Here is a 21,903-nt window from a genome sequence, read left to right as displayed (position 1 = left end):
GGCCTGTGGGTCAGGCCAGCACGCCCTCCCCGATCCAGCCGTCCGGGCCGCACCCCGGCGGGATGGTGAACACGGCCGAGCCGACCGGCGTCGTCCACTCGTTCAGCAGGTCGGCCTCGGCCAGGCGCCGTTGGATGGGCACGAACTGGCGGGCGACGTCGGCCTGGTAGGAGGCGAACAGCAGCCCGGTGTCCGCGACGCCGTCGCGGGTGACCCCTTCGTCGTAGTTGTAGACACGACGAAGGATGCGCACGGCCGGGTCGTCGACGCGGGCGCGCCTGATGTGGGCGAACTCGGAGATCACCGGGAACCCCGCGGCGCCGAGCCGGGCGAAGTCGGGCTCGTCGCGTTCCGTCCGCCCGGTGAGCGGGGCGCCGTCGCCGAGCCGCCGGCCGATGGTGAACTCCTTGGCCACGGCGTCGGCGGCGTCCCACGTCTCCATGTTGACGCGGATCCTTCGCAGCACGAGCGTGGTGCCGCCGTCGGGCGCCCACACGGCCCGGTCGAACTCCGGCGTCCCGGGCGCGGGGTTGGCGGTCCCGTCGAGCTGGCCCAGCACGTTGCGCTGGGTCAGGCCGGGCTTGCGGGAGTGCGCGGCCTGCCGGAAGCCGCGCTGGCTCCAGCGGACGGTCGCGAACGACCGTGTGTCCTTGACGATCATGCGCAGCGTGTGGGCGACGGTCAGCGGGTCGTCCGCGCAGATCTGCACCAGCAGGTCGCCGCCGCTCCACCGGCGTTCCAGCCTGTCGACCGTGAACGCCGGCAACGCCGCGGGCCGTCCGCCGGCTCCGGCCGCGGCGTAAAGGCCGGAGCCGAAGCCGAACGTGACGGTCAGCCGGGCGGGCAGGGCCGCGAGCTGGGGTTCGGTGTCGGCCAGTGCGGGCCGGCCCTGGGTGAGCCGGCGGGCGTCGTCGGTGAGCAGCCGCATCAGCCGGGACACCCCCTCACGGTCGACCCCGTCGCGCAGGTCGAACCCGGCGAACACGGCGTGCGCCTGCGGTGGGGTGGCGACGCCGGCCTGCCGGGGGCCGTGGAACGGCTCGACGGCGGTGCCGTCCGTGACGGGCGCGTCACCCCGGCGGACGGCGTCCGCCGCCGCGGTCCCGGTCGCGACCACACCCACCGCGACGGCGGCGCCTCCGGTGAACAGTCCTCTGCGCGACAGCCGGAGCCCGGGAGCGGGCTCCGGCCGCGGCACCTCGGCCGGCCGGTCAGCCATTCTCGCCGCCCATGTCCATCTCCGGCTGGTAGTCCTCGTTGCCGCCGGCGAAGTCCTTGCCGAGGGCGGTGAACTCGAAGGTGGCGCCGTCCTTGAGCGTCAGCGTGAACGGGACCTCGGCGCCCGCCTTCACCGCTTCGGTGACCTTCATGAGCATGATGTGGTCGCCACCGGGCTCCAGCACGTGTGAGCCGCGGGCCGGGATGACGAAGCCGCCCTTCTTGGGCTGCATGACCATCTTGCCGTCGGCCTGCACGACCTCGTGCAGCTCGACCACGGCCGACACCGGGGTGGCCCCGGAGACGATCGTGAGGTCGGCGTCGGTGTTGTTGACCAGGGTGCCGAAGGCGGCCGACATCCCCTTTTCCGCGGTCTTCACCCAGGGATCGGTGATGACGAGCGCCGGCGCGGGTGCGGACGGCGAGGCCGGCGCGGAGGCGGCCACGGTGGGCGCCGCCGCCGGGGAGGAGGTGGTTTCCCCGGACGCGCACGCGGTGAGCGCCGCCAGGCCTACGAGCACGACGATGACACGGGAGAACATGAGAAGCCCTTCTGGTGTGGCACGGATTCGGGCCGGCGCGCACGCCGGCGGCACCCCGCGGTCACGGGGTGGGGGAGGGAATCGCGCGCACCGCGCCGCCGCGCTGGATCAGGCGGAGACGGTGCGGACACCACCGGGAGGGCCGCGCCGGCGCATCTCGTGGACGAGCAGCGGCAGGCGCGGGATGACACGACGCTCGGCCGGGGGGACGACGATCGCGGCCCGGGCGGGGTCGAGGTGGACGGCGAACGCGATGAACAGCCGGACGGCCAGCCGTCGCAGCAGCGACCAGAGCGCCGCTTCGCCCCGCGACAGCCAAAGGGCCGTCATCCCGACGGCCCACGCGTGGGTGAGGAGCATGCCGAGACCGGGCACCAGCCCGGAGTGGACGTGCCCCGGGTCGTGCGCCACGACCGGCTCGACGGCGTGCGCGAGCGAGAACAGCAGGTGCAGTGCCGCCTGCGCGAGCGCCAGCGACGGCGCGATCACCGCCGCGGAGCGTTCGCGCCCGGCGAGAAGCCACGCGGGTAGGAAGGACGTCCCCCACGCCGCCAGCACCGCGAGCCCCGAGACCGACCCGCCCGCGAGCGTGTGCGCGCACACGCCCAGCATGACGGAGACCACCGCGAACACGGCCGCCCTGAGGGCGCGAAGGGGGATCATGGCTGGCATGGCGCCGCAATCATCCCATGCGGCGCCATGACCGGCCAACGCGCACTTCACCGCCACAGGGGTACCGGTATCTCGTCCACCTGCGCGACGGCGGGACTAGGAGAGGGCTTGCGCGCGCCGCTCCGATCGTCGGGGGGTCACCAGGGCGGCGGCGACGGCGGCGGCGAGGGCGGCGAGCGCCGCCACGGTGAAGCCGCTGGTGAAGCCGGTCAACGTGGTTCCGGCCAGGCTCGCGGCCGCGACGCTCGACACGACGGCGGCTCCGATGGAGGCGCCGAACTCGTGGAAGGTGCTCACGATGCCGGAGGCGACGCCGGCCTCGTGCGGGGCGACCTGGCCGAGTGCGGTCGCCGAGGCGATGACGAACATCGCGCCGGCGCCGGCCGCCGCGACCGCCACGCCGGCCACCACGCTGAGCGGGCTGATCGACACCGCCGGGATGGCCATGCCGATCGCCGAGACCGTCAGACCCGCGACGGCCAGCCGGCGTCCGCCCCATCGGCCGAGCACGCGTCCGGTCAGGTTGGCGCCGAGCATCGTCGCCAGCGCCACCGGCAGGAACAGCACCCCCGTGTGCAGCGCGCCGTATCCCTGAGCGTGCTGGAAGTAGAAGGTGCCCAGGAAGAACACCGCGATCATCAGCGCCGTCGCCATCAGGATGAGGAAGGCGCCGGTGGCCACGGGCCGGCGGGCCAGCAGCCGGACGTCCATCAGCGGCGACCGCGCCCGCCTCTGCCACAGGACGAACAGCGCGTAACCCACGGCCGCCGCCAGGACGAGCGCCCCGGTGAGCGCGGTGAGCCATCCTCTGTCACCGGCGGCGATGAACGCGTAGATCAGCGACGCGGAGGAGGCCGTCACCAGGATCGCGCCGAGAACGTCGAGCCGGGGCCGGCCGGCGGGCGCGGGCGACCCGGCCGGCAGGAGGGCGGCGAGCAGCACGGCGATCACCAGGCCGATGGGCACGTTGACGTAGAAGACCCACGGCCACCCGGGGCCGGCGGTGAGCAGCCCGCCGAGCAGGACGCCGAGGGCGGCCCCGCCGCCGCCGAGCGCGGACCAGACACCCAGGGCCTTGTTCCGCTCCTCTCCGTCGAACAGCGTGACCACCAGCGACAGGGCCGCGGGCGACAGGAGTGCCGCCGCCACCCCCTGCGCGACGCGGCCGCCCACCAGCGTGCCCGCGGATCCGGCGAGCCCGGTGACCAGTGACGCGGCGGTGAACAGGACGAGCCCGGCGAGCACCACCCGCTTGGCGCCCAGCAGGTCGGTGATCCGGCCGCCGAGCAGCATCAGCCCGCCGAAGGTGAGGGTGTAGGCGCTGACCGTCCAGGTCAGCGCCTCACGGCCGAGCCCGAGGTCGGTGCCGATGTGCGGCAGCGCGATGGCGACGACGGTGACGTCGAGGATCAGCATGAGCTGCGCCACCCCGAGAAAGCCGAGGATGCGCCACCGTGCCGGATGGGGCGCCGGGGGTGCCGTCTGCCGTGCCGAGGGTCGGGTCATGGAGTCCTCCGAGCCGCTAACTCGTACTCTCATGTACGAGATGTGCCCGCCACTATAACCCGTACATGCTCATACGGGTTAGGGTGGCGGCATGGCTGTCTCCTCCGCCGGCTCACGGCGCCGCGCCGACGCCGAGCGCAACATCGCCCGCATCGTGTCCGCGGCGCGCGAGCTGCTGAGCTCGGACCCGAACGCCACCACGGACGACATCGCGCGGGCCGCCGGTGTCGGGCGGATGACGCTGTACGGGCACTTCCGCACCCGGGCCGAGCTGGTGGAGGCCGCGTTCGTCGACGCGTTGCGCGCCGGTGAGCGGGTCCTGTCGTCCATCGACCAGACGGGAGACGCCCGGGAGGTCATGACCCGCCTGCTGGCGTCGAGCTGGCAGCTCGTGGCCGAGTCCGCGGCGTTGCTGACGGCCGCCGAGGGGGTCCTGCCCGCGGGACGGGTGAGGGAACTGCACGCCGACCCCGTCCGGCGCATGACCGAGCTCGTCCGCCGAGGGCAGGACCAGGGCGTCTTCCGCACCGACCTGCCCACCAGCTGGCTGGTCAGCGTCGTGCACTACATCCTGCACGGCGCGGCGGGTGAGGTGCGCGCGGGACGCCTGCCGTCGCACGACGCCGCCGACATGGTGACGAAGTCCGTCCAGTCGGTGCTGACCGGCTAGGTGCCCGACGGCCGTTCTCCCGACGGCTCCGGGCGGCCGTGGCGGCGTCCACGCCGCCAGCGGGCCGGACACCCCGGACGCCGCCCGCCCTCTGAGTTCAGGCTTTCCTGAATTCAGGCTAGTGTGTACCGTGGTGGCATGTTGACGATCGCCCCCGAGATCGACGTGCTGGCCCGGTTCGGGCGTGCGCTGGCCGACCCCGTCCGCTGCCGCATCCTGCTCGCCTTGCGGCAGGCCCCCGCGCACCCGGCCGACCTGGCCGACCTGCTGGGCGTCTCGCGCACGCGGCTGTCCAACCATCTGGCGTGCCTGCGCGACTGCGGGCTGGTGGTCGCGGTGCCGGTCGGGCGGCGCACGCGGTACGAGCTGGCCGACGCCCGGCTCGGGCACGCCCTCGACGACCTGCGCACCGCCGTGGTCGCGGTGGCCGCCGACCGCACCTGCGTGGACGCCGAAACCAAGGGCTGCTGCTGATGGTCGCGCTCAGCCCGCCCGTCTCCCCGGCCCGGCGGGCGACGCTGGCCCGCCGGATCCGGCTGCTGGTCGCCGCGACCATCACCTACAACGTCGTCGAAGCGGGCGTCGCCCTCACCGCCGGCGCCATGGCCTCCTCCGCGGCGCTCATCGGCTTCGGCCTGGACTCCGTCGTCGAGGTCGCCTCGGCGGCCGCCGTCGCCTGGCAGTTCTCCGCCATCGACCACGAACGGCGCGAGAGGACCGCCCTGCGGGTCATCGCGATCTCCTTCTTCGCCCTGGCCGCCTACGTCTCCTTCGACGCCGCCCGCGCCCTCCTGGGGGCCGGCCAGGCCCAGCACTCCACCCCCGGCCTCGTCCTGGCCGCCCTCTCCCTGGCGGTGATGCCGTTCCTGTCCCACGCGCAGCGCCGCGCCGGTCGCGAGCTCGGCTCGGCCTCGGCGGTCGCCGACTCCAAGCAGACGTTGCTGTGCACCTACCTGTCGGCGGTCCTGCTGGCGGGGCTCGCGCTCAACAGCCTGTTCGGCTGGTCGTGGGCCGACCCGATCGCCGCTCTCGTCATCGCCGCCGTGGCCGTCAAGGAGGGCCGCGAAGCCTGGCGCGGCGACGCCTGCTGCGCCCCCGCGACCCCGCACGGCGCCGCCAACCCGGCGGCCGGCGACCGCTGCCGGACCGGCCGGGGAGAACAGCGGTGAACGCATCACCCACCTGATGGACCACCGCGTCTTCACCGTCCGGCGCGGAGGCGTCACCAGAGGGGACCGCGTCCGGGTGACCCGCGTCCTGTTCACGTCCGCGGACGACGTCGACCGGCTGGCCGTCGCGCTGCGCGACGTCGCCCGGCGCGTGCGCGCGTGACGCCGTCTCTCAGATACGACGGCCTGGTCAGGCAGCGAGCCGCGATTGCCATGGCATTACGCTCTTCGGGGCGGCATATACGAGGGTATGGTGTGCCTCGTGATGACGTTTCACCTCTCCCGGTGGGCCCTCGTGCTCCCGCTCGCCCTGGCCGGCCTGGCGGGCTGCGGGCCGGCCGAGCCCGCCGCCTCCCCGGCCTCGCCGGCGTCCCCGGGCGAGGCCACGACGCTGACGGTGTTCGCCGCCGCGTCGCTGACCGGCGTGTTCACCGAGCTGGGCACGGCCTTCGAGGCCGCGCACCCGGGCACGACGGTGCGCTTCAACTTCGGCTCCAGCTCCACCCTGGCCCAGCAGATCGTCCAGGGCGCCCCCGCCGACGTCTTCGCCGCGGCCAGCCCCGCCACGATGAAGATCGTCACCGACGCCTCTCTGGCGGCCGGCCCGGTCACGTTCGCCCGCAACACGCTGCAGATCGCCGTCCCGGCCGGCAACCCCGCCCGGGTCGACGACCTGGCCGATCTGGCCGACCCGAAGGTCAAGGTCGCGCTGTGCGCCGAGCAGGTCCCCTGCGGCGCCGCCGCCGCCGAGGCCCTGCGCGCGGCCGGGGTCCGGGTCACCCCCGTCACCCTGGAACAGGACGTCAAGGCCACCCTCACCAAGGTCGAGCTCGGCGAGGTGGACGCCGCCCTCGTCTACCGGACCGACGTCCTCGCCTCCGGCGGCGAGGTCTCGGGCATCGACTTCCCCGAGGCCGCGAAGGCCGTCAACGACTACCCGATCGCCCCGCTGTCCCAGGCGCCCGCCCCCGGCGCGGCCAGGGGGTTCGTCGACCTGGTGCTGTCCCAGCGGGGCAGGGACGCGCTCACCGGGGCCGGCTTCCAGGCCCCCTGAGCCGCGGGCGGCCCCCGCCGGCGCCCCGGCCGCCGGGGGCCCCGGCCCGGGGCGGGCGCGGGGCCGGGCGGCCACGGGGGCCGGGGCGGGCCGCGTCAGAAGTCGGCGTCGAAGGTGACCGAGCCGCTCACGCCCATCTGGTAGGCCGAGACGCGGCGCTCGAAGAAGTTCGACAGTTCCTGCACGTCCTGCAGGTCCATGAAGGCGAACGGGTTCTTCGCGCCGTAGAGCGGCTCGATGCCGAGCTGGGCAAGCCTGCGGTCGGCCACGTGTTCCAGGTAGGTCCGCATGTCCGCGGCCGACATGCCCGGCACGCCGTTCTCCAGCAGATCCTCGGCGAACTGCGCCTCGCAGTCCACCGCCTCGGCGAGCATCAGCCTGACCTGCGCGGTCAGCTCCTCGTCGAACAGGTCCGGCTCCTCCTGACGCACGACGCCGACCACGTCGAAGGCGAAGGCCATGTGCATGGACTCGTCGCGGAAGACCCAGTTCGTGCCGGAGGCCAGCCCGTTGAGCAGGCCCCGGGAGCGCAGGAAGTAGACGTAGGCGAAGGCGCCGTAGAAGAAGAGCCCTTCGATGCAGGCGGCGAAGCAGATCAGGTTGAGCAGGAAGGCCCGCCGGTCCCGGCGCGTCTCCAGCCGGCGCAGCTCGCCCAGCGAGTCGATCCAGCGGAAGCAGAACTCCGCCTTGCGCCGGATGGAGGGGATGTTCTCCACCGCGGCGAACGCCGCGAACCGCTCCTGCTCGTCGGGGACGTAGGTGTCGAGCAGGTTCAGGTAGAACTGCACGTGCACGGCCTCTTCGAAGAGCTGCCGCGACAGGTACAGCCGCGCCTCGGGGGCGTTGACGTGCTGGTAGAGGTTGAGCACCAGGTTGTTGGCCACGATCGTGTCGCCGGTGGCGAAGAAGGCGACCAGCCGGCCGACCAGATGGCGCTCGGCTCCCGACAGTCTCGACAGGTCCTTGAGGTCGGAGTGCAGGTCCACCTCCTCGACGGTCCAGGTGTTCTTGATCGCGTCACGGTAGCGGTCGAAGAAGAGCGGGTAGCGCATCGGCCGCAGCGTCAGGCTCATGCCCGGGTCGAGCAGCATCGGGTTCTCCTCGCGGTCGGTGCCGCTCACTGGCAGGCCTCGCAGGACTCGGGGTTCTCCAGCGAGCAGGCGAGAGCCTCTTGCGCCCTGGTCACGACGGGGACGGTGGCCTGCTGGATGCGCGTGGCCGGACGCGAGCGCAGGTAGTAGGTGGTCTTCAGGCCCGACTTCCACGCGTGGAGGTACATCGAGGAGAGCTTCTCGATGGTCGGGGCGCTCATGAACAGGTTGAGCGACTGGCTCTGGTCGACGTACGGCGAGCGCGCGGCGGCCATGTCGATCAGCGCCCGCTGGGGCAGCTCCCAGGCCGTGCGGAACAGCCGCCGCACGTCCTGCGGCAGCTCGGCGATGCCCTGCACCGAGCCCTCCGCCTGCTTGACGGCGGCCCTGACGGGCTCGGTCCACAGTCCGCGCCTCTTGAGCTCGGCCACCAGCGCGCTGTTGACCTGCAGGAACTCCCCGCTGAGCGTCTCGCGCTTGAACAGGTTGGACACCTGGGGCTCGATGCACTCGTAGCAGCCGGCGATCGAGGCGATGGTGGCCGTCGGCGCGATGGCGACCAGCAGCGAGTTGCGCAGCCCGTGCGCGGCGATCCGCTCGCGCACCACGGCCCAGCGCTCGGTCTGGGTGCCGTCCTGCCCCCACAGGTCGTGCTGGAGCTTCCCGCGTGCCGCCCACGTGCGCTCGTAGGCGGGATGGGCGCCGTGGTCCTCCGCGAGGCTCGCGGAGGTCTCCAGCGCCGACAGGTAGACCTCCTCCGCGATGCGCGTGGACAGCTCCTTCGCCTCGGGCGAGTCGAACGGCAGGCCCAGCGCGAAGAACACGTCCTGCAGGCCCATCACGCCCAGCCCCACCGGGCGCCAGCGCGGGTTGCTCGCCGCCGCCTGCTCGCTCGGGTAGTAGTTGACGTCGATCACCCGGTCGAGGAAGGTGACCGCGGTGCGCACGGTGCCGCGCAGCCTCTCCCAGTCGACGTCCCCGCCGGCCACGTGCGCGGAGAGGTTGACGGAGCCGAGGTTGCAGACGGCGGTCTCGCCGTCGCTGGACACCTCGATGATCTCGGTGCACAGGTTGGACAGATGCACCACCTCGCCGGGCTCGGCGGCCTGGTTGCACAGGCGGTTGGCGGCGTCCTTGAACGTCATCCAGCCGTTGCCGGTCTGCGCGAGGGTGCGCATCATCCTGGCGTACAGGTCGCGCGCCCTGACCTGGCGGACGTACCGGCCCGCCCGTTCGGCGGCGCGGTACACCTCGTCGAAGGCCTCCCCCCACAGGTCGGGCAGCTCGGGCAGCTCGTCGGGGTCGAACAGCGACCACACGCCGTCGGCCTCGACCCGGCGCATGAACTCGTCGGGGATCCAGTTGGCCAGGTTGAGGTTGTGGGTACGGCGGGCGTCCTCGCCGGTGTTGTCGCGCAGCTCCAGGAACTCCTCGACGTCCGGATGCCACGGCTCCAGGTAGACGCACGCCGCGCCCTTGCGGCGGCCGCCCTGGTTGACCGCCGCCACGGAGGCGTCCAGGGTGCGCAGCCACGGGACGATGCCGTTGGAGTGCCCGTTGGTGCCGCGGATCAGCGCGCCGCGTGAACGGACCCGCGACCAGGAGATGCCGATCCCGCCGGCGAACTTCGAGAGCTGGGCGACCTGCGCGTAGCGCTCGTAGATGGAGGCCAGCTCGTCGCGGGGCGAGTCGACCAGGTAACACGAGGACATCTGGGTGTGGCGCGTGCCGGAGTTGAACAGCGTCGGCGAGCTCGGCAGGTAGGCCAGCGACGACATGAGCCGGTAGAACCCGATCGCCTCGGCGGGCGTGCGGGCCAGCCCGCACGCCACGCGGAGCAACCAGTACTGCGGCGCCTCCACCACCAGCCGGGTGGACGGGTGACGCAGCAGGTAGCGGTCGTAGACCGTGCGCAGGCCGAAGTACTCGAACCTCAGGTCCGCGTCCGGGTCGATCGCGTCGTCCAGCTCGCGGGCGTCGGCACGGACGAACTCGGCGGTGGCGTCGCCGATGAGGCCCTGGGCGTGCCCCAGGCGGATCGACTGGCTGAAGGAGGCCACCCCCTGCTCGCGGACCTCCTTGCCGATGTAGCCGGACAGCAGCCGCGCGGCCAGGCGCGAGTACTGGGGCTCCTCGCCGATCATCTCGGCGGCGGTCTGGATCGACAGCCGGTCCAGCTCCGCGGTGCTCGCCCCGTCGTACAGGCCGCTGACGGTCTTGGTGGCGACCCGCAGCGGGTCGACGTCGGTCAGACCGCCGGCCCACCGCTCGATCGCACGGACGATCTTGTCGACGTCGACGGGCTCGAACGCGCCGTCGCGCTTGCGCACCCGCATCTGGACGCGGCGCGGCGCGGCCACCCCCTCGCCCGTCCGCCCGATCTCGGCGAGATCGGGCGATGCATCCCCGGTGACGGTCACTGTTCTCTCCTCGCGAACTCGGCCGTGAACCGAAAACGCGCAGGAGGCGCCGGCAAGGAGACCGCACAGCCCTCGCACCGGTGCCGTCGACCGTCCCGCGCGGCCTCGGAGCAGCCGTGCGCGCACGCGCGTGCACGGCGCGACCGGCAGGTCTTCGGACTCGCGGGCGCATTCCTCATGCCTACTGGCCGTCGCTTCCCAGGCCTTTCGGCCCAGTGCGCCTGACGGCGGTCGTTCCCACTCACCGCTGCGGGGCAGCCCCGGATTCCCACCGGGTTCCCTCTTGCCTCGGCCGCCCCTGTCGGAGCGGCCGAACCGGTCGCACGAGGCACCATATATAGCGGGCGGTGGAAAGTCACACCCAACATGTCGTGGTGCGACAAGTGTCACAGTCGTCCGGGGGCCGGCGGGAGCCGCCGGATCGGCGCGCCGCCCACGGACGACGGGGCGAGACCCCCCGCAAACGCGTGGCGGGGACGCGACGGGCGTCGCGTCCCCGCACGGGGCGATTCCTCAGGTCACCGGACGAGCCCGGTGACCGGCCTCACTTGTTCTTCTTGGCGGGGCCCTCGATCCTGCCGATCAGCGCGTCGGTGTCGCGCACCAGCACGTCGCGGATCTCCGCGGTCGAGACCACGGCCGGGTCGGCGGCCAGGGTCCGGAACTTCTGCAACTCCTTCACGGTCTTGGTGTCGTTGCCGTTCGCCTCCGCCTTGCGCGCCTTGGTGAGCTGCGCGTGCAGCTTGTTGGCGCTCGCCTGGCGGAGCCGCCCGGTGGCGGTGAACCGGTCGATCAGGTTGCCGATGTCCCTGGTCGAGGTGGTGATCCCGAACGTGACCCGCTCGGTGGTGACGTTGCCCGCGTGGTCGGTGGCGGTCACCGACAGCGCGTGCGTCCCGAGCGCCAGCTCGTACAGCGCCTGCAACCGGCCCGAGGAGTAGGCGCCGTTGTCGAGCGTGCCCGTCAGCGTCTTCACCCCCGAGGTGCTGTCCACGGCCTGCCACGAGATGCGCAGGTCCTGGCTGTCGCCGTAGATCTGGGTGTCGGAGATGCCGGCCACCAGGACGGTCGGCTTGTTGCCGTCGATCTTGACGGTCGCCGCCTTCTCGGTCTCGACGTTGCCGGCCTTGTCCTTGGCCCGGTAGGCCAGGGTGTGCTCACCGTCGCCGGTGATGTTCACCGGCTCGGTGTACCGCTTCCAGTCGCCGCCGTCGAGCGAGTACTCGATGCTCGCCAGGCCCGAGGCGCCGTCGGCCGACGTCAGCGTCACCGGCACGGTGGCGCCGTGCCAGCCGTCGTCGTTGGACGGGGCGAACTGCGCCGTGGTCAGCGGCGCGGTGGCGTCCTTCTTCACCTCGACGGAGCCGTCGGTCGTGTTGCCCGCCTGGTCGACGGCCCGGTACGCGACCGTGTGCACGCCGTCGGCGGACACGCTCACCGGGTCGGTGTACGGCGCCCACGCGCCGCCGTCCACGCTGACCTCGGTGGAGGCCAGCCCCGAGCCCTCGTCGGACGCGGTGACGGTGACGGCCACGCTGGAGACGAACCAGCCGTCGCCGCCGTCGGGCGACGCCGGGCTGGTCTCGGCCTTCACCGTCGGCGGCGTGGTGTCGGCCTCCTCCCCCCACGAGGCGTGGAAGAAGTCGAACTTCGCCGTCTTGGACGCGGCCTGGTCCACACCGAAGGCGAACAGGCCGACCTTGGCGTCCGCCACCGCGGCGTTCACCAGCCCGGTGCCGATCTCGGTCCAGGCGTCGCCGTCGGAGGAGGCGTAGCCGCGGTAGGTCGTGCCGGTCTTGGTCAGCCGCAGCCACCACACGCCCTGGCTGATCTCGCCGCCGAGCTGCGGCTGCGGGTCCTGCACCGCGTCGCCGATCTCGCTGCGGAACTCGACCCGCCGGGTGCTGGACCCGTCGGTGACGTAGTCCAGCTTCACGTAGTCGCCGTCGCCGCCGTAGGCGATCAGGCCGCCCTGCTGGTAGGCCTCGTTGAACGCCGAAGCGTCGATCTTGGTCTCGACGGTCCAGTCCCCCGCCGGCGGGGTCTGCAGGATGAAGTTCTTCGGGTCGGAGTTGCCGGTGCCGTAGATGTCACCCTTGCTGGTGTCGATCTCCAGGTTGCCGCCGGTCACCCGGGTCGCGGCGGCGTCCGGGCGGACGACGGTCGTCCAGCGGCAGCTGTCCAGCGACGCGCCGTCGAACTCGTCGTCCGGGGTCACCGGGCCGGCCGAGTCGTCGGGCGAGATCTGGAACCAGTCGAACGTCGCGTCGATGACCGGCCGGTTCCCGGTGGCGGCGAACGAGGCCAGGCCGATGCGCGGGTTGACGATGCCCGCGACGGTCTTGTCGCGCTGCGGCATCGCCGTCCAGTTCGTCCCGTCGGGCGAGTACGAGGCGGTCAGGTTCGTGCCGTCACTGGCCAGGCGGATGTAGACGGTGGTCGGGTACTGCGCGCCGAGGTTGGCGGAGTTGGACTGCGCCACCTCGTTGGGCTGGCCGGCTTCCTCCCTGATGAACTGGAAGACTCGGGCCGCCGGGTCGGCGGTGCCACGGGCCTGCAGGACCATCTTGGCGTAGTTGTCGTCGTCGCCGTACAGGATGAGCCCGGCCTGCTGGTAGGCGTCCCGTGCGTCCATCGTGAGCTTGGTGGTCGCCTGCCAGGCCCCCTCGGGCGTCGGCTGGAGCACCAGGTTGGGGATCGGGGTGTTGTTGTCGGTGCCGTAGATGTCGGCGAGCGCCGTCGGCAGGAGCAGGCGGCCGTCCGTCATCCGCAGGTCCTGGTTCTCCCGCAGCACGCTCCACCGCGAGCGGTCGAGCGTGACGCCGTCGAAGCCGTCGGATCTGCCCGACAGGCACGAGGTGCTCGGGCTGTCCACGTTGATCCGGACATGCTCGGTGCGCACGGCGCCCTTGGCGTCGGTCACGGTGACCGTCACGTCGTAGGAGCCGGGCGCCTCGAAGGTGTACGCGGCGTCGGGCGTGGTCGGCTGGGGCGCGCCCTGCACGCCGAAGTTCCACTTGTACGTCAGCGGGGTGTCGCCCTCGGGGTCGGTCGCCTCCGCGTGCAGGCTGACCTGCAACGGAGCCACACCGCGGTCCGGGGTCGCCGAGATGGTCACCTCGGGACGCTGGTTCTCGGTGACGCCCTTGCCGATGAAGTCGGTCCAGTTGACGTTGATCAGGGAGCCGTTGTTGTCGCTGCCCGCCGGCTTGCGGACGACGAAGAACAGCGGCCCGCTGGGCGGCGCCTCGCCGTCCAGGGTGACGGTGAAGTCATCCCACGACTGCCAGCCGCCGGTGTTGGGCACCTCGACGCTGCCGAGCAGCGTCCCGTCCGCCGCGCCCGCGCGCACCTCGATGGTGCCGCCGGTGGAGGCGGAGGCCACGCGGAAGCGCAGGGCCGCGACGCCCGTCAGGTTCACCGGGTTGTGCGTCCAGTAGTCGCCGTCCTCGATGAAGCCGATGTTGTTGAAGCCGCCCTGCGGGTCGGTGGTGGTCTCCACCTGGACGCCGGGGTCGCCGGTGCCCGTGCCGCCCGGGGCGCGCCCGGTGGCGGAGTAGAACTCGGCCTGCTTGTGCTTGGGCTGCAGCAGGTGCAGCGTCCTGCCGGTCAGCGGCTTGGACCCTCCGGCTCCGCCCTCGTCGGTGTAGGTGGCCTCCAGCACGTAGAAGACGTTCTCGCCCTCACTGTGCCCGGACGACAGCGTCGTCTGCACGGTTCCCGTGCACCCGTTGTACTCGTCCAGCGGGTGGGAGTGCTCGTCGTGCCCGAGGAAGGCGCGGATCAGCACCTTGTCGCAGTCGATCGTGCCGTCCTCGACGTCGGTGACGGTGACGTCGAACTTCACCTGGTCGCCGAACTCGAACAGCCCGCCGTCCGGCGGGACGTTGATCTTCACCGTCGGTGCCGTGTTGCCGACCACGATCGGCACGCTGGCGGTGGCGGTCTTCTCGCCCTCGTCGGTCACGGTGAGCACGGCGGTGAAGTTGCCGTTCTCGGTGTAGGTGTGCGAGGGGTTCGCCTCGGTGGAGTCGGTCTGCTGGTCCCCGTCGAAGTCCCAGGCGTAGGTCAGGTCGGTGCCGTCGGGGTCCACCGAGCCCTCGCTGGAGAACTGGACGGTCAGCGGCGCGGGCCCGGACGTCTTGTCGGCCTTCGCCTTGGCGATCGGCGCGCGGTTGCCCTGCACGTAGTCGATCCGGTAGACGCCGGAGTCGGTGTTGTCGCCGCCGAAGCCGGAGCCCCACTCGATGAGGTAGAGCGCGCCGTCGGCGCCGAACTTCATGTCCATCGGCTTCTTGAAGCTCATGGACGCCAGCATCGTGTTGATGTCGACGAGCTGTGAGCCGTCGGCGCTGAGCTGGAACGAGTACAGGTTGTCCTGGTTCCACTCACCGAAGACGGCCTTGCCGTCCCAGTAGGCGGGCCACTTGCGGTCCGATTCCAGCTCGGGGTCGAACCGGTAGGCGGGACCGGCCATCGGCGCGCCGCCGCCGCCCAGCTCGGGGAAGGCGGGGTCGGGGCTGTAGTGGTAGTAGACCGTCGCCGCCTTGGCCGCCGGCAGGTCGGCGGTGCCGGTGTTGTTCGGCGAGTCGTTCTTCGGCGCCGCGCAGTTGAACGCCTGCTTGGAGGCGCTAGTCGCGAAGTCGTAGTCGATGTACGGCTTGTTGTTGCCGACGCAGTACGGCCATCCGTAGAACCCGGGGGCGTTCAGGATGTTCCACTCGACGGTGTTCTCCGGGCCGCGGTTGGGGTTGGGCGTGCCGGCGTCCGGCCCGTAGTCGGCGACCAGCAGCTTGTGCGTCTTGGGGTCGATGCCGATGCGGAACGGGTTGCGGAAGCCCATGCCGTAGATCTCGGGACGGGTGCCGGCCGTGCCAGCCGGGTACAGGTTGCCCGCCGGGACCGTGTACGTGCCGTCCGTCTCGGGGTGGATGCGCAGCACCTTGCCGCGCAGGTCGTTGGAGTTGGCCGAGGTGCGCTGGGCGTCCCAGCTCTCGCGGCCGGTCCGCTCGTCGATCGGCGTGAAGCCGTCGGAGGCGAACGGGTTGGTGTTGTCGCCGAGGGCCAGCCACAGATCACCGGTGGCCTTGTCGAACACCATGCCGCCGCCGTGGTGGCAGCACTCGGCCCGCTGCACCGGCACCTCCAGCAGCACCTTCTCGCTGGTGGTGTCGAGCGTCAGGTCGTCGCCGATGGTGAAGCGCGACAGCCGGTCGACCACCTTGTCCTGCGGCGAGTAGAACAGGTACGCCCAGCGGTTGGTGGCGAAGCCCGGGTCGAGCACCACGCCGAGCAGGCCGCTCTCGTTGGCGGTGAAGACGTTCAGCCGTCCCGAGGTGACGACGCCGCCGCCGGGCCGGATCGCCTTGATCGTGCCGGCGCGGTCGACGTAGACGACCGTGCCGTCGTCGGCGACGTCCAGCATCATCGGGTTGGAGGTGTTGTCGTCGAGCGTGACCTTCTCGAACGCCGAGTCCAGGCTCGCCGTGCAGTCGGCCGGCACCACGCCCGCCGCGGTCTGCACGCCGCCGAGCAGCATCTTCAGGAACTCCGGCTCGGCGTAGGAGGCCTGGGTGTGGCCGAGGGCCGTGTACCAGGACCGGCCGCCCTCGTAGTTGTGGCACCAGCTGCTGGGGTGGTCGGCGCCCATCGTGCCGCCGGTGTAGCTGGTCTCGTCCATGGACGTCAGCACGTGCACGTTCGCGCGCGGGTTGGTGCGGAAGTCGTACCACTCGTCGTTGCGCGCCCAGCGCGCCGGCAGCCCCGCTGTGGACGGGTGCGCCGGGTCCTCGACCTTGACGACGGCGTCCTGCGTCGCGGGGTGCGACTTGAAGTAAGCGCCGACCAGCTCGCCGTAGAACGACCAGTCGTACTCGGTGTCGGCCGCCGCGTGGACGCCCGCGTAGCCGCCGCCGCCCTTGATGTAGTTCTCGAAGGCGGTCTGCTGGGCGGCGTTCAGCACGTCACCGGTGGTGGAGAGGAACACCACCACCTGGTACTTCTCCAGGTTCGCCTCGGTGAACGCCCCGGAGTCCTCGGTCGCGTCCACGGTGAAGCCGTTGTCCTGGCCGAGCTTCTGGATGGCGGCGATGCCCGCGGGGATGGAGTCGTGCCGGAAACCGGCCGTCTTGGAGAAGACGAGCGCCGAGAACGGCACGGCGGCGGTGGCGCCGGTGGACGCCTTCGCCGAGCCGCTGGTCGCGGACGCGGCGGACGCCGCGGACGCGGCGGTGACGGTCGCCGGGATGAAGAGGCCGCTGACGACCAGCAGCAGGGACAGGAGGGCTCTTCTCATGCCGCACCCCGGGTGCCGGGGGAGGGGAAGGGGAAGGGCGAAGGGGGGACCGGACGGGAAATGCGCATCGGAACTGCCTCGAAGTGAGAGGTGGCCGCGTCTACCCGGGTTCGGGCATGGCGCAGCCGGCCATCGATGGGAACAGGCATGGTCGTCCTGACCTCATGAGTCGATCAGGCAAGGCGCGCGCCGCCGCGCTCGTTGCGAAGGGGGTGCGAGGGTGGGGGAAGCCGGAGAGGTGCCGCTCTCCGTCTTGCCGTTCTGGGTGAAACATTCATGCCAATGCCGGTCCCGGGCGCTGACGCGCCGGCCGGCCTAGGCGCAGGGCCTGCCCCGTGTTCCGGGGCGGACCGCTCCCTCACCGCGAACCGACCACTGGTCAGCTCACAGAAGGCGCGCCGAAGTTGTTCAGACGATCACACTCCGAGTTTGTATATGTTGGAGATCAATTAACCCGGTTTTACACGCCCGACACGCGCCTGCATAGACCCCAATGCCCGGAAAGACCGTTCCTACCGGCTAGGAGGGCCACGCCGGGGACGTCCGCCCAGGACGGCACCCCGCGTGACGGCGGCCGGCCGGACGGTCGGCGGCGCCGGGCGTCTGCGGCCCCTCGGCCGCCGCCCCGGCCCCGGCGCCACTCGTCACGGCTTCGATCATGGTCGTGCGCCGGCCTGCCGCGCCCCGGGCGGCGGCCACGGCGGGTGACGCCGCATTGACAGGCACCCTCCGACAGAAACCCGTCGTCCTGTAAAGAGCGATTGTCGGCGAACCCGAGCCCCGATCTTGATGGAAATCTGATCCGGTGCTCCGGAATATTCCGCCTCATCGTTGTGCATTGGCAGACCACTGCCGTGCGAGCCACCCCCCCGGACAAAGGCGGAGCCCCCATGGCCAAGCGCGTCCTCGCGATCGTCGCCCTCTCCCTCGCCACATTAGTCGGATTAACGCTACCCGCATACGCGGTGACGCTGGAGCAAAAGCTCGCCGCACTCTCGGATTTCACCCAGCCGACGGCCTCCAGCGCCTCCACCTGGCGCTCCGCCTGGCAGAACCAGGGGGCCTGGGCCGACTACGGCTTCGACTGGTCCACCGACCTGTGCTCGAGCAGCCCCGACCAGCCGCTCGGCTTCGACTTCAGAATGCCCTGCCGGCGCCATGACTTCGGTTACCGCAACTACAAGGCGGTGAGCCGGTTCCCGGCAAACAAGCCGCGCGTCGACAGCGCTTTCTACTTCGACATGCAGCAGGTCTGCGCGGGATACTCCGCCATCCCCAGGGGCACCTGTAACAGCCTCGCCTGGACCTACTATCAGGCGGTCAAGGAATTCGGCACCCTCAACGTCACCGGCGCGCAGATCGAACGCATCCGTCAGCAGGCCGAGAGCGCCGCCCAGAACGCCGAGTCGTGACCGTCCCCACCCCGACTTCCCGGTGATCGGGGTGCCGGGCAGCCGCACCGCCGCTGCCCGGCACCCCGTTCGTCAGCCGACGTGGACGATGGGACGTCGTTCGGTGGCCGGCTCGGCCTGGCGCAGCACCTCGCGGGTCAGGGGCGGGATGTCGCCGCCGCCGAAGACGAGGTAGCGCAGCAGCGCGCCGATGGGGTTGCCCTCGGCGGCCCAGTGGAAGTAGACGTGCGGCGTCTTGCCCGTCTGGTCGCGCAGATGCAGCAGGAGTGCCGCGATGGAGTTGGCGACGGTCGGGCTCTCCATGCGCAGGATGCGGAAGCCGTGGCGCTCCTCCCCGACGACCCGGAGCTCCCCGGCGAACTCCGAGGCGTCCGGGACGGTCACCTCCAGGAAGAGCAGGCCCTCCTTGGTGCGCAGGCGGTGCAGCTCCCAGGCCTCGCGCGCCTTCTCGACGTACTCCCTGCAGTCGCGCGCGTGCGGCTCGTTGGCGATCAGCCGCAGTTCGCCGACCTCGTTGACGTAGCGGCGGGCCTGGTCGTCCAGGGTGATGCGGGTGACCCGCAGCTCGGTGGAGCGGGTGGCGCGCGAGATGAGGGAGATGGTCACGATGGCCAGCACGAACAGCAGCGCGATCACCAGGCCGTCGGGGCGTTCGATGATGTTGGCTACGGTGGCGTAGGCGAAGATCAGCGTGACGACGCCGAAAGCGGCCGCCGCGCGCGTGCGGCCGTTGACCCAGGCCGACAGGGTGACCGCCACGGCCGCGGAGAGGATCAGCGCCAGCACGCCGGTGGCGTAGGCGCCCCCCTGGGTCTCGACCTCCGCGCCGAAGAACAGGGTGATGGCGAATGAGACGGCGGTGAACACCAGGACCATCGGGCGGGCCGCGCGCGACCAGTCGGGAGCCATGCCGTAACGGGGGAGGTAACGCGGCACGATGTTGAGCAGGCCGGCCAGCGCGGAGGCTCCGGCGAACCACAGGATGCCGATGGTGGACAGGTCGTAGGCGGTGCCGAACCAGTCGCCGAGGTGGACGTGGGCGAGGTAGGCCAGCGCGCGGCCGTTGGCCGCGCCGCCCTCGGCGAACTCCTCGGCCGGGATGAGCACGGTCGTGGCGAAGCTGGAAGTGATCAGAAAGACGCTCATGATGATCGCCGCGGTGGTCAGCAGTGCGCGCGCGCCCTTGATCCGCTGCGCGAGGTCGCCCTTGACCAGCGGCATCACCGCCACACCGGTCTCAAAGCCCGACAACCCCAGGGCGAGCTTGGGCATCACGAACAGCGACAGGGCGATCATCGCTATGGGGCTGGAGTGCTGCGTGGTCAGCGCCTCCCGCCAGTCGGTGACGAGCGCCGGCTCGGCGAGCACCCGTTGCAGGGCCACGCCGATCACGACGACGTTCAGGCACAGGTAGACGGCCACCAGGACGACGGCGACCGAGATGGCCTCGGCGAACCCGGCCAGGAACACCCCGCCCAGCGCCGCGATCAGCGCCAGCGTGACCGGCACCTGCCAGTTCTCGAACATGTCGGGGACGAACGGGTTGTGCAGCAGGTGGGCGGTGGCGTCGGCGGCCGACAGGGTGATGGTGACGATGAACGCCGTCGCCACGAACCCGAGCAGGAACAGCACCAGCAGCTTGCCGCGCCAGCCGGGCAGCAGGCGCTCCAGCATCGACAGCGACCCCAGGCCGTGCGGGCTCTCCTTGGCGACCGCCCGGTAGGTCGGCAGGGCGCCGAACAGGGTGAGCGCCACCAGCAGCACCGTGGCCACCGGGCTGAGCGTTCCGGCGGCCAGGGCGGCGATGCCGGGCTGGTAGCCCAGGGTCGAGAAGTAGTCGACGCCGGTCAGGCACATCACCTGCCACCAGGAATGCTGGTGCGCGGGCGGCTCCTCGTGATGCGGGCCGGTGCCGGCGCCCGGACGGTGCAGGCCCTTCAGCAGCCACGTCCGCAGCACCCGCTCCCCGGCGGCGCTCTGATCCACTCCGGCCACCGGCCACCCCCCAACCCCAAGTTTCCGTAAAGGCCAGGAGCACACTACTCAGGTCGAAGCGGACTTCAGCGAGGCCGGGGCGTCAAGAAAACGTCAATAATCCGCGCGCCGTGTCACGCGCCCGGGGCCGCCATGGCGGCGGTCAGGACGGCGAGGCCCGGCGGGCCGGGCGCCGGGCCGCGGCGACCGGCGAGCCCAAAGGCCTCGTCTGCACGAGCACCGGCGCTTCGGAGCCGGCCGGGGTGTGTACACCACTCCCTTGGTCCTGTTGGTGGCCGTGTCGATGAGGGTGACCGAGTTGGACGCGATGGAGACCACGGCCAGCGTCCTCAGGTCCCGGGAGAAGCCCATCCCGTGCACGAGTAACTGGCCCCTGTACAACGGGCTGAGCGCACCGGGCACGGTGTGCCGAAAGCCCGGCGAAGCGAACCCTCGGAAACCGCCGAAAGCCTACGGAACTCAGGACCTTCAGCGCTGCCCGGCCGGGGCGGTCCGGAGCACGATGGTGCCGAGGATGCCCAGCGGAAGGGAAGACCATGAGCACCCGGACGTCTGACGAGATCGCTCGCGCGGCGCGTACGGCCGTCGAGGCCGCGGTCTGGGCTCCCTCCGTGCACAACACCCAGCCCTGGGCCTTCGCCGTGTCCGGCGACGAGATCAGCCTGCGCGCCAACCCCGACAGGAGACTGCGCCTGGCCGACGAGGGCGGCCGGCAGATGCTGATCAGCGGTGGGGCCGCTCTCTTCGACGTACGGATCGCGCTGCGCGAACTCGGCTACGAGCCCGAGGTCCGGGTGCTCCCGGATCCGGACCGGCCGCTGCTGCTGGCGACGGTCCGCCTGCGCGCGGCGGGCGAGGCCGATGAGCACTCCCGGCTCCTCTACGGGCAGATCAGGAAGCGGCGGACCCATCGCGCCGGATTCACCGGCACCCCCCTCCCCGAGGATCTGGTCGACGCCTTGGTGGCCCAGGCGAGTACCGAGGGGGCGTGCCTGACACCGGTCAGGAGCGAGAGCGCCGTGCGGGTGCTCTCGGCGATGACCAACGCCGCCCAGGCCGTGCAGGGCGAGGACCGTGGGATGAGCTTGGAGATGATCCGCTGGAGCAGTCCGGCCGGCAGCGCGCGCCGGGACGGTGTGCCCGGCCGGGGCGACACCGGCGAGCCGAGGCGCACGTTCCCGCAGCACTTCGAACAGCGCGGTTACGCCTGGGGCAATCCCCGCGGCGCGGAGGCGGACCAGAGCGGGTCCACCTCGACCGGGCTCGTGGCCGTGCTGACCACGACGGGCGATTCCCGGGAGGACTGGCTGGCCGCGGGTCAGGGGCTGCAGCGTGTCCTGCTACACGCGTCCGCCCACGGCGTCCGGGCGGCCTTCCACACGCAGGCGCTGGAGTTCCCCGAGCTGCGCCGGTTCCTCAGGCGGTACGTGTGCTCAGGCGCGTCCCCCCAGATGATCATGAGGCTGGGCCTGGTCGGAAACGAGGACCAGGACGAGGTCGCCGGCGTCCGCCGCCCGGTGTCCGAGGTGCTGGAAGAGAGCTGAGCCGGCCGGCGGTCCGGCGCGGTGCCGCCCGTGGACGCCTCGTCCGCGGTACTCGCGCACGCCGTGGCCGGGGACGCGGGCGCGGACCCGCAGAGATCGGTTCAGGGCCGAGAGTCCTCATGGCAGGGGGACTTGGACCCTGTGGGCGGCGGTGCCCGACGGAGCAGCCTTGGACGCATGACGAGACTTCTGGATGAGGAATGTGATGTGCCGCTGCGCGGCGGCTCGCTGTCCGGCCTGTTCGCTCCGCGTTCGGTGGCGGTGATCGGGGCGGGTCGCGCGGTGGGCGGTGTGGGGCATCGGGTGTTGCGCAAT

At 71.6% G+C, this 21,903-nt stretch carries 15 protein-coding genes and 1 riboswitch; of the genes, 7 read left to right on the top strand and 8 right to left on the bottom strand.

The window, feature by feature from the left end; genetic code table 11:
* Nucleotides 1-10: 10 nt before the first annotated feature.
* The 4 genes from PYR91_RS07595 to PYR91_RS07580 form a co-directional block, all read right to left on the bottom strand.
* Nucleotides 11-1,219: a Dyp-type peroxidase gene (locus PYR91_RS07595; protein ID WP_279778507.1), complete on the bottom strand. Its 1,209-nt coding sequence runs from the start codon at nucleotides 1,217-1,219 to the stop codon at nucleotides 11-13.
* Nucleotides 1,212-1,760, bottom strand: coding sequence for a copper chaperone PCu(A)C (locus tag PYR91_RS07590; RefSeq protein WP_279778506.1), 549 nt, complete (start codon nucleotides 1,758-1,760; stop codon nucleotides 1,212-1,214). Before PYR91_RS07590 ends, PYR91_RS07595 begins: the two co-directional genes overlap by 8 nt.
* Nucleotides 1,761-1,868: 108 nt before the next feature.
* Nucleotides 1,869-2,423, bottom strand: coding sequence for an MFS transporter (locus PYR91_RS07585; protein ID WP_279778504.1), 555 nt, complete (start codon nucleotides 2,421-2,423; stop codon nucleotides 1,869-1,871).
* A 105-nt stretch (nucleotides 2,424-2,528) separates the two neighbouring features.
* The gene (locus tag PYR91_RS07580) at nucleotides 2,529-3,938 is read right to left on the bottom strand and encodes an MFS transporter (protein WP_279778503.1); all 1,410 of its coding nucleotides are present in this window, start codon (nucleotides 3,936-3,938) and stop codon (nucleotides 2,529-2,531) included.
* A gap of 91 nt (nucleotides 3,939-4,029) precedes the next feature.
* On the opposite strand from PYR91_RS07580, the gene PYR91_RS07575 reads away from it, so the two are divergent.
* The 5 genes from PYR91_RS07575 (at nucleotide 4,030) to modA (ending at nucleotide 6,831) form a co-directional block, all read left to right on the top strand.
* A complete protein-coding gene (locus PYR91_RS07575; protein ID WP_279778502.1) occupies nucleotides 4,030-4,608 on the top strand; it encodes a TetR/AcrR family transcriptional regulator in 579 nt (192 codons plus the stop codon).
* Nucleotides 4,609-4,746: 138 nt separating this feature from the next.
* Complete coding sequence (locus tag PYR91_RS07570) at nucleotides 4,747-5,082, top strand: metalloregulator ArsR/SmtB family transcription factor (RefSeq protein ID WP_279778501.1); 336 nt, start codon at nucleotides 4,747-4,749, stop codon at nucleotides 5,080-5,082.
* Nucleotides 5,082-5,777, top strand: a complete 696-nt coding sequence (locus PYR91_RS07565) for a cation transporter (protein WP_279778500.1) — start codon at nucleotides 5,082-5,084, stop codon at nucleotides 5,775-5,777. The genes PYR91_RS07570 and PYR91_RS07565 overlap by 1 nt, the downstream gene beginning before the upstream one ends.
* A 16-nt stretch (nucleotides 5,778-5,793) precedes the next feature.
* Nucleotides 5,794-5,940 (top strand): hypothetical protein, encoded by a 147-nt coding sequence (locus PYR91_RS07560; RefSeq protein ID WP_279778499.1) that lies wholly within the window; start codon nucleotides 5,794-5,796, stop codon nucleotides 5,938-5,940.
* 102 nt (nucleotides 5,941-6,042) lie between these two features.
* The gene (gene modA / locus PYR91_RS07555; protein WP_279779225.1) at nucleotides 6,043-6,831 is read left to right on the top strand and encodes a molybdate ABC transporter substrate-binding protein; all 789 of its coding nucleotides are present in this window, start codon (nucleotides 6,043-6,045) and stop codon (nucleotides 6,829-6,831) included.
* Nucleotides 6,832-6,926: 95 nt separating this feature from the next.
* On the opposite strand, the gene PYR91_RS07550 is transcribed toward modA, so the two are convergent.
* From PYR91_RS07550 to PYR91_RS07540, 3 genes are all read right to left on the bottom strand, one after another.
* The gene (locus PYR91_RS07550) at nucleotides 6,927-7,952 is read right to left on the bottom strand and encodes a ribonucleotide-diphosphate reductase subunit beta (protein WP_279778497.1); all 1,026 of its coding nucleotides are present in this window, start codon (nucleotides 7,950-7,952) and stop codon (nucleotides 6,927-6,929) included.
* Nucleotides 7,949-10,342, bottom strand: coding sequence for a ribonucleoside-diphosphate reductase subunit alpha (locus tag PYR91_RS07545; RefSeq protein WP_279778496.1), 2,394 nt, complete (start codon nucleotides 10,340-10,342; stop codon nucleotides 7,949-7,951). The genes PYR91_RS07550 and PYR91_RS07545 overlap by 4 nt, the downstream gene beginning before the upstream one ends.
* A 127-nt stretch (nucleotides 10,343-10,469) precedes the next feature.
* A riboswitch (cobalamin riboswitch) is annotated at nucleotides 10,470-10,677 on the bottom strand.
* Between the two features lie 209 nt (nucleotides 10,678-10,886).
* Complete coding sequence (locus tag PYR91_RS07540) at nucleotides 10,887-16,637, bottom strand: ThuA domain-containing protein (RefSeq protein WP_279778495.1); 5,751 nt, start codon at nucleotides 16,635-16,637, stop codon at nucleotides 10,887-10,889.
* 890 nt (nucleotides 16,638-17,527) lie between these two features.
* Here PYR91_RS07540 and PYR91_RS07535 point away from each other — a divergent pair.
* Complete coding sequence (locus PYR91_RS07535) at nucleotides 17,528-18,049, top strand: phospholipase (protein ID WP_279778494.1); 522 nt, start codon at nucleotides 17,528-17,530, stop codon at nucleotides 18,047-18,049.
* Between the two features lie 72 nt (nucleotides 18,050-18,121).
* Here PYR91_RS07535 and PYR91_RS07530 read toward each other — a convergent pair whose 3' ends face one another.
* Nucleotides 18,122-20,035, bottom strand: coding sequence for an amino acid transporter (locus PYR91_RS07530; RefSeq protein ID WP_279778493.1), 1,914 nt, complete (start codon nucleotides 20,033-20,035; stop codon nucleotides 18,122-18,124).
* Between the two features lie 545 nt (nucleotides 20,036-20,580).
* Here PYR91_RS07530 and PYR91_RS07525 point away from each other — a divergent pair.
* Complete coding sequence (locus tag PYR91_RS07525) at nucleotides 20,581-21,588, top strand: hypothetical protein (RefSeq protein ID WP_279778492.1); 1,008 nt, start codon at nucleotides 20,581-20,583, stop codon at nucleotides 21,586-21,588.
* The last annotated feature ends 315 nt before the right edge of the window (nucleotides 21,589-21,903 follow it).

The organism is Sphaerisporangium sp. TRM90804 (assembly GCF_029846175.1).
Taxonomy (GTDB): domain Bacteria; phylum Actinomycetota; class Actinomycetes; order Streptosporangiales; family Streptosporangiaceae; genus Sphaerisporangium.
The sequence above is the reverse complement of the archived record's forward strand: the minus strand, read 5'-3'. Positions and strand labels throughout refer to the sequence as shown.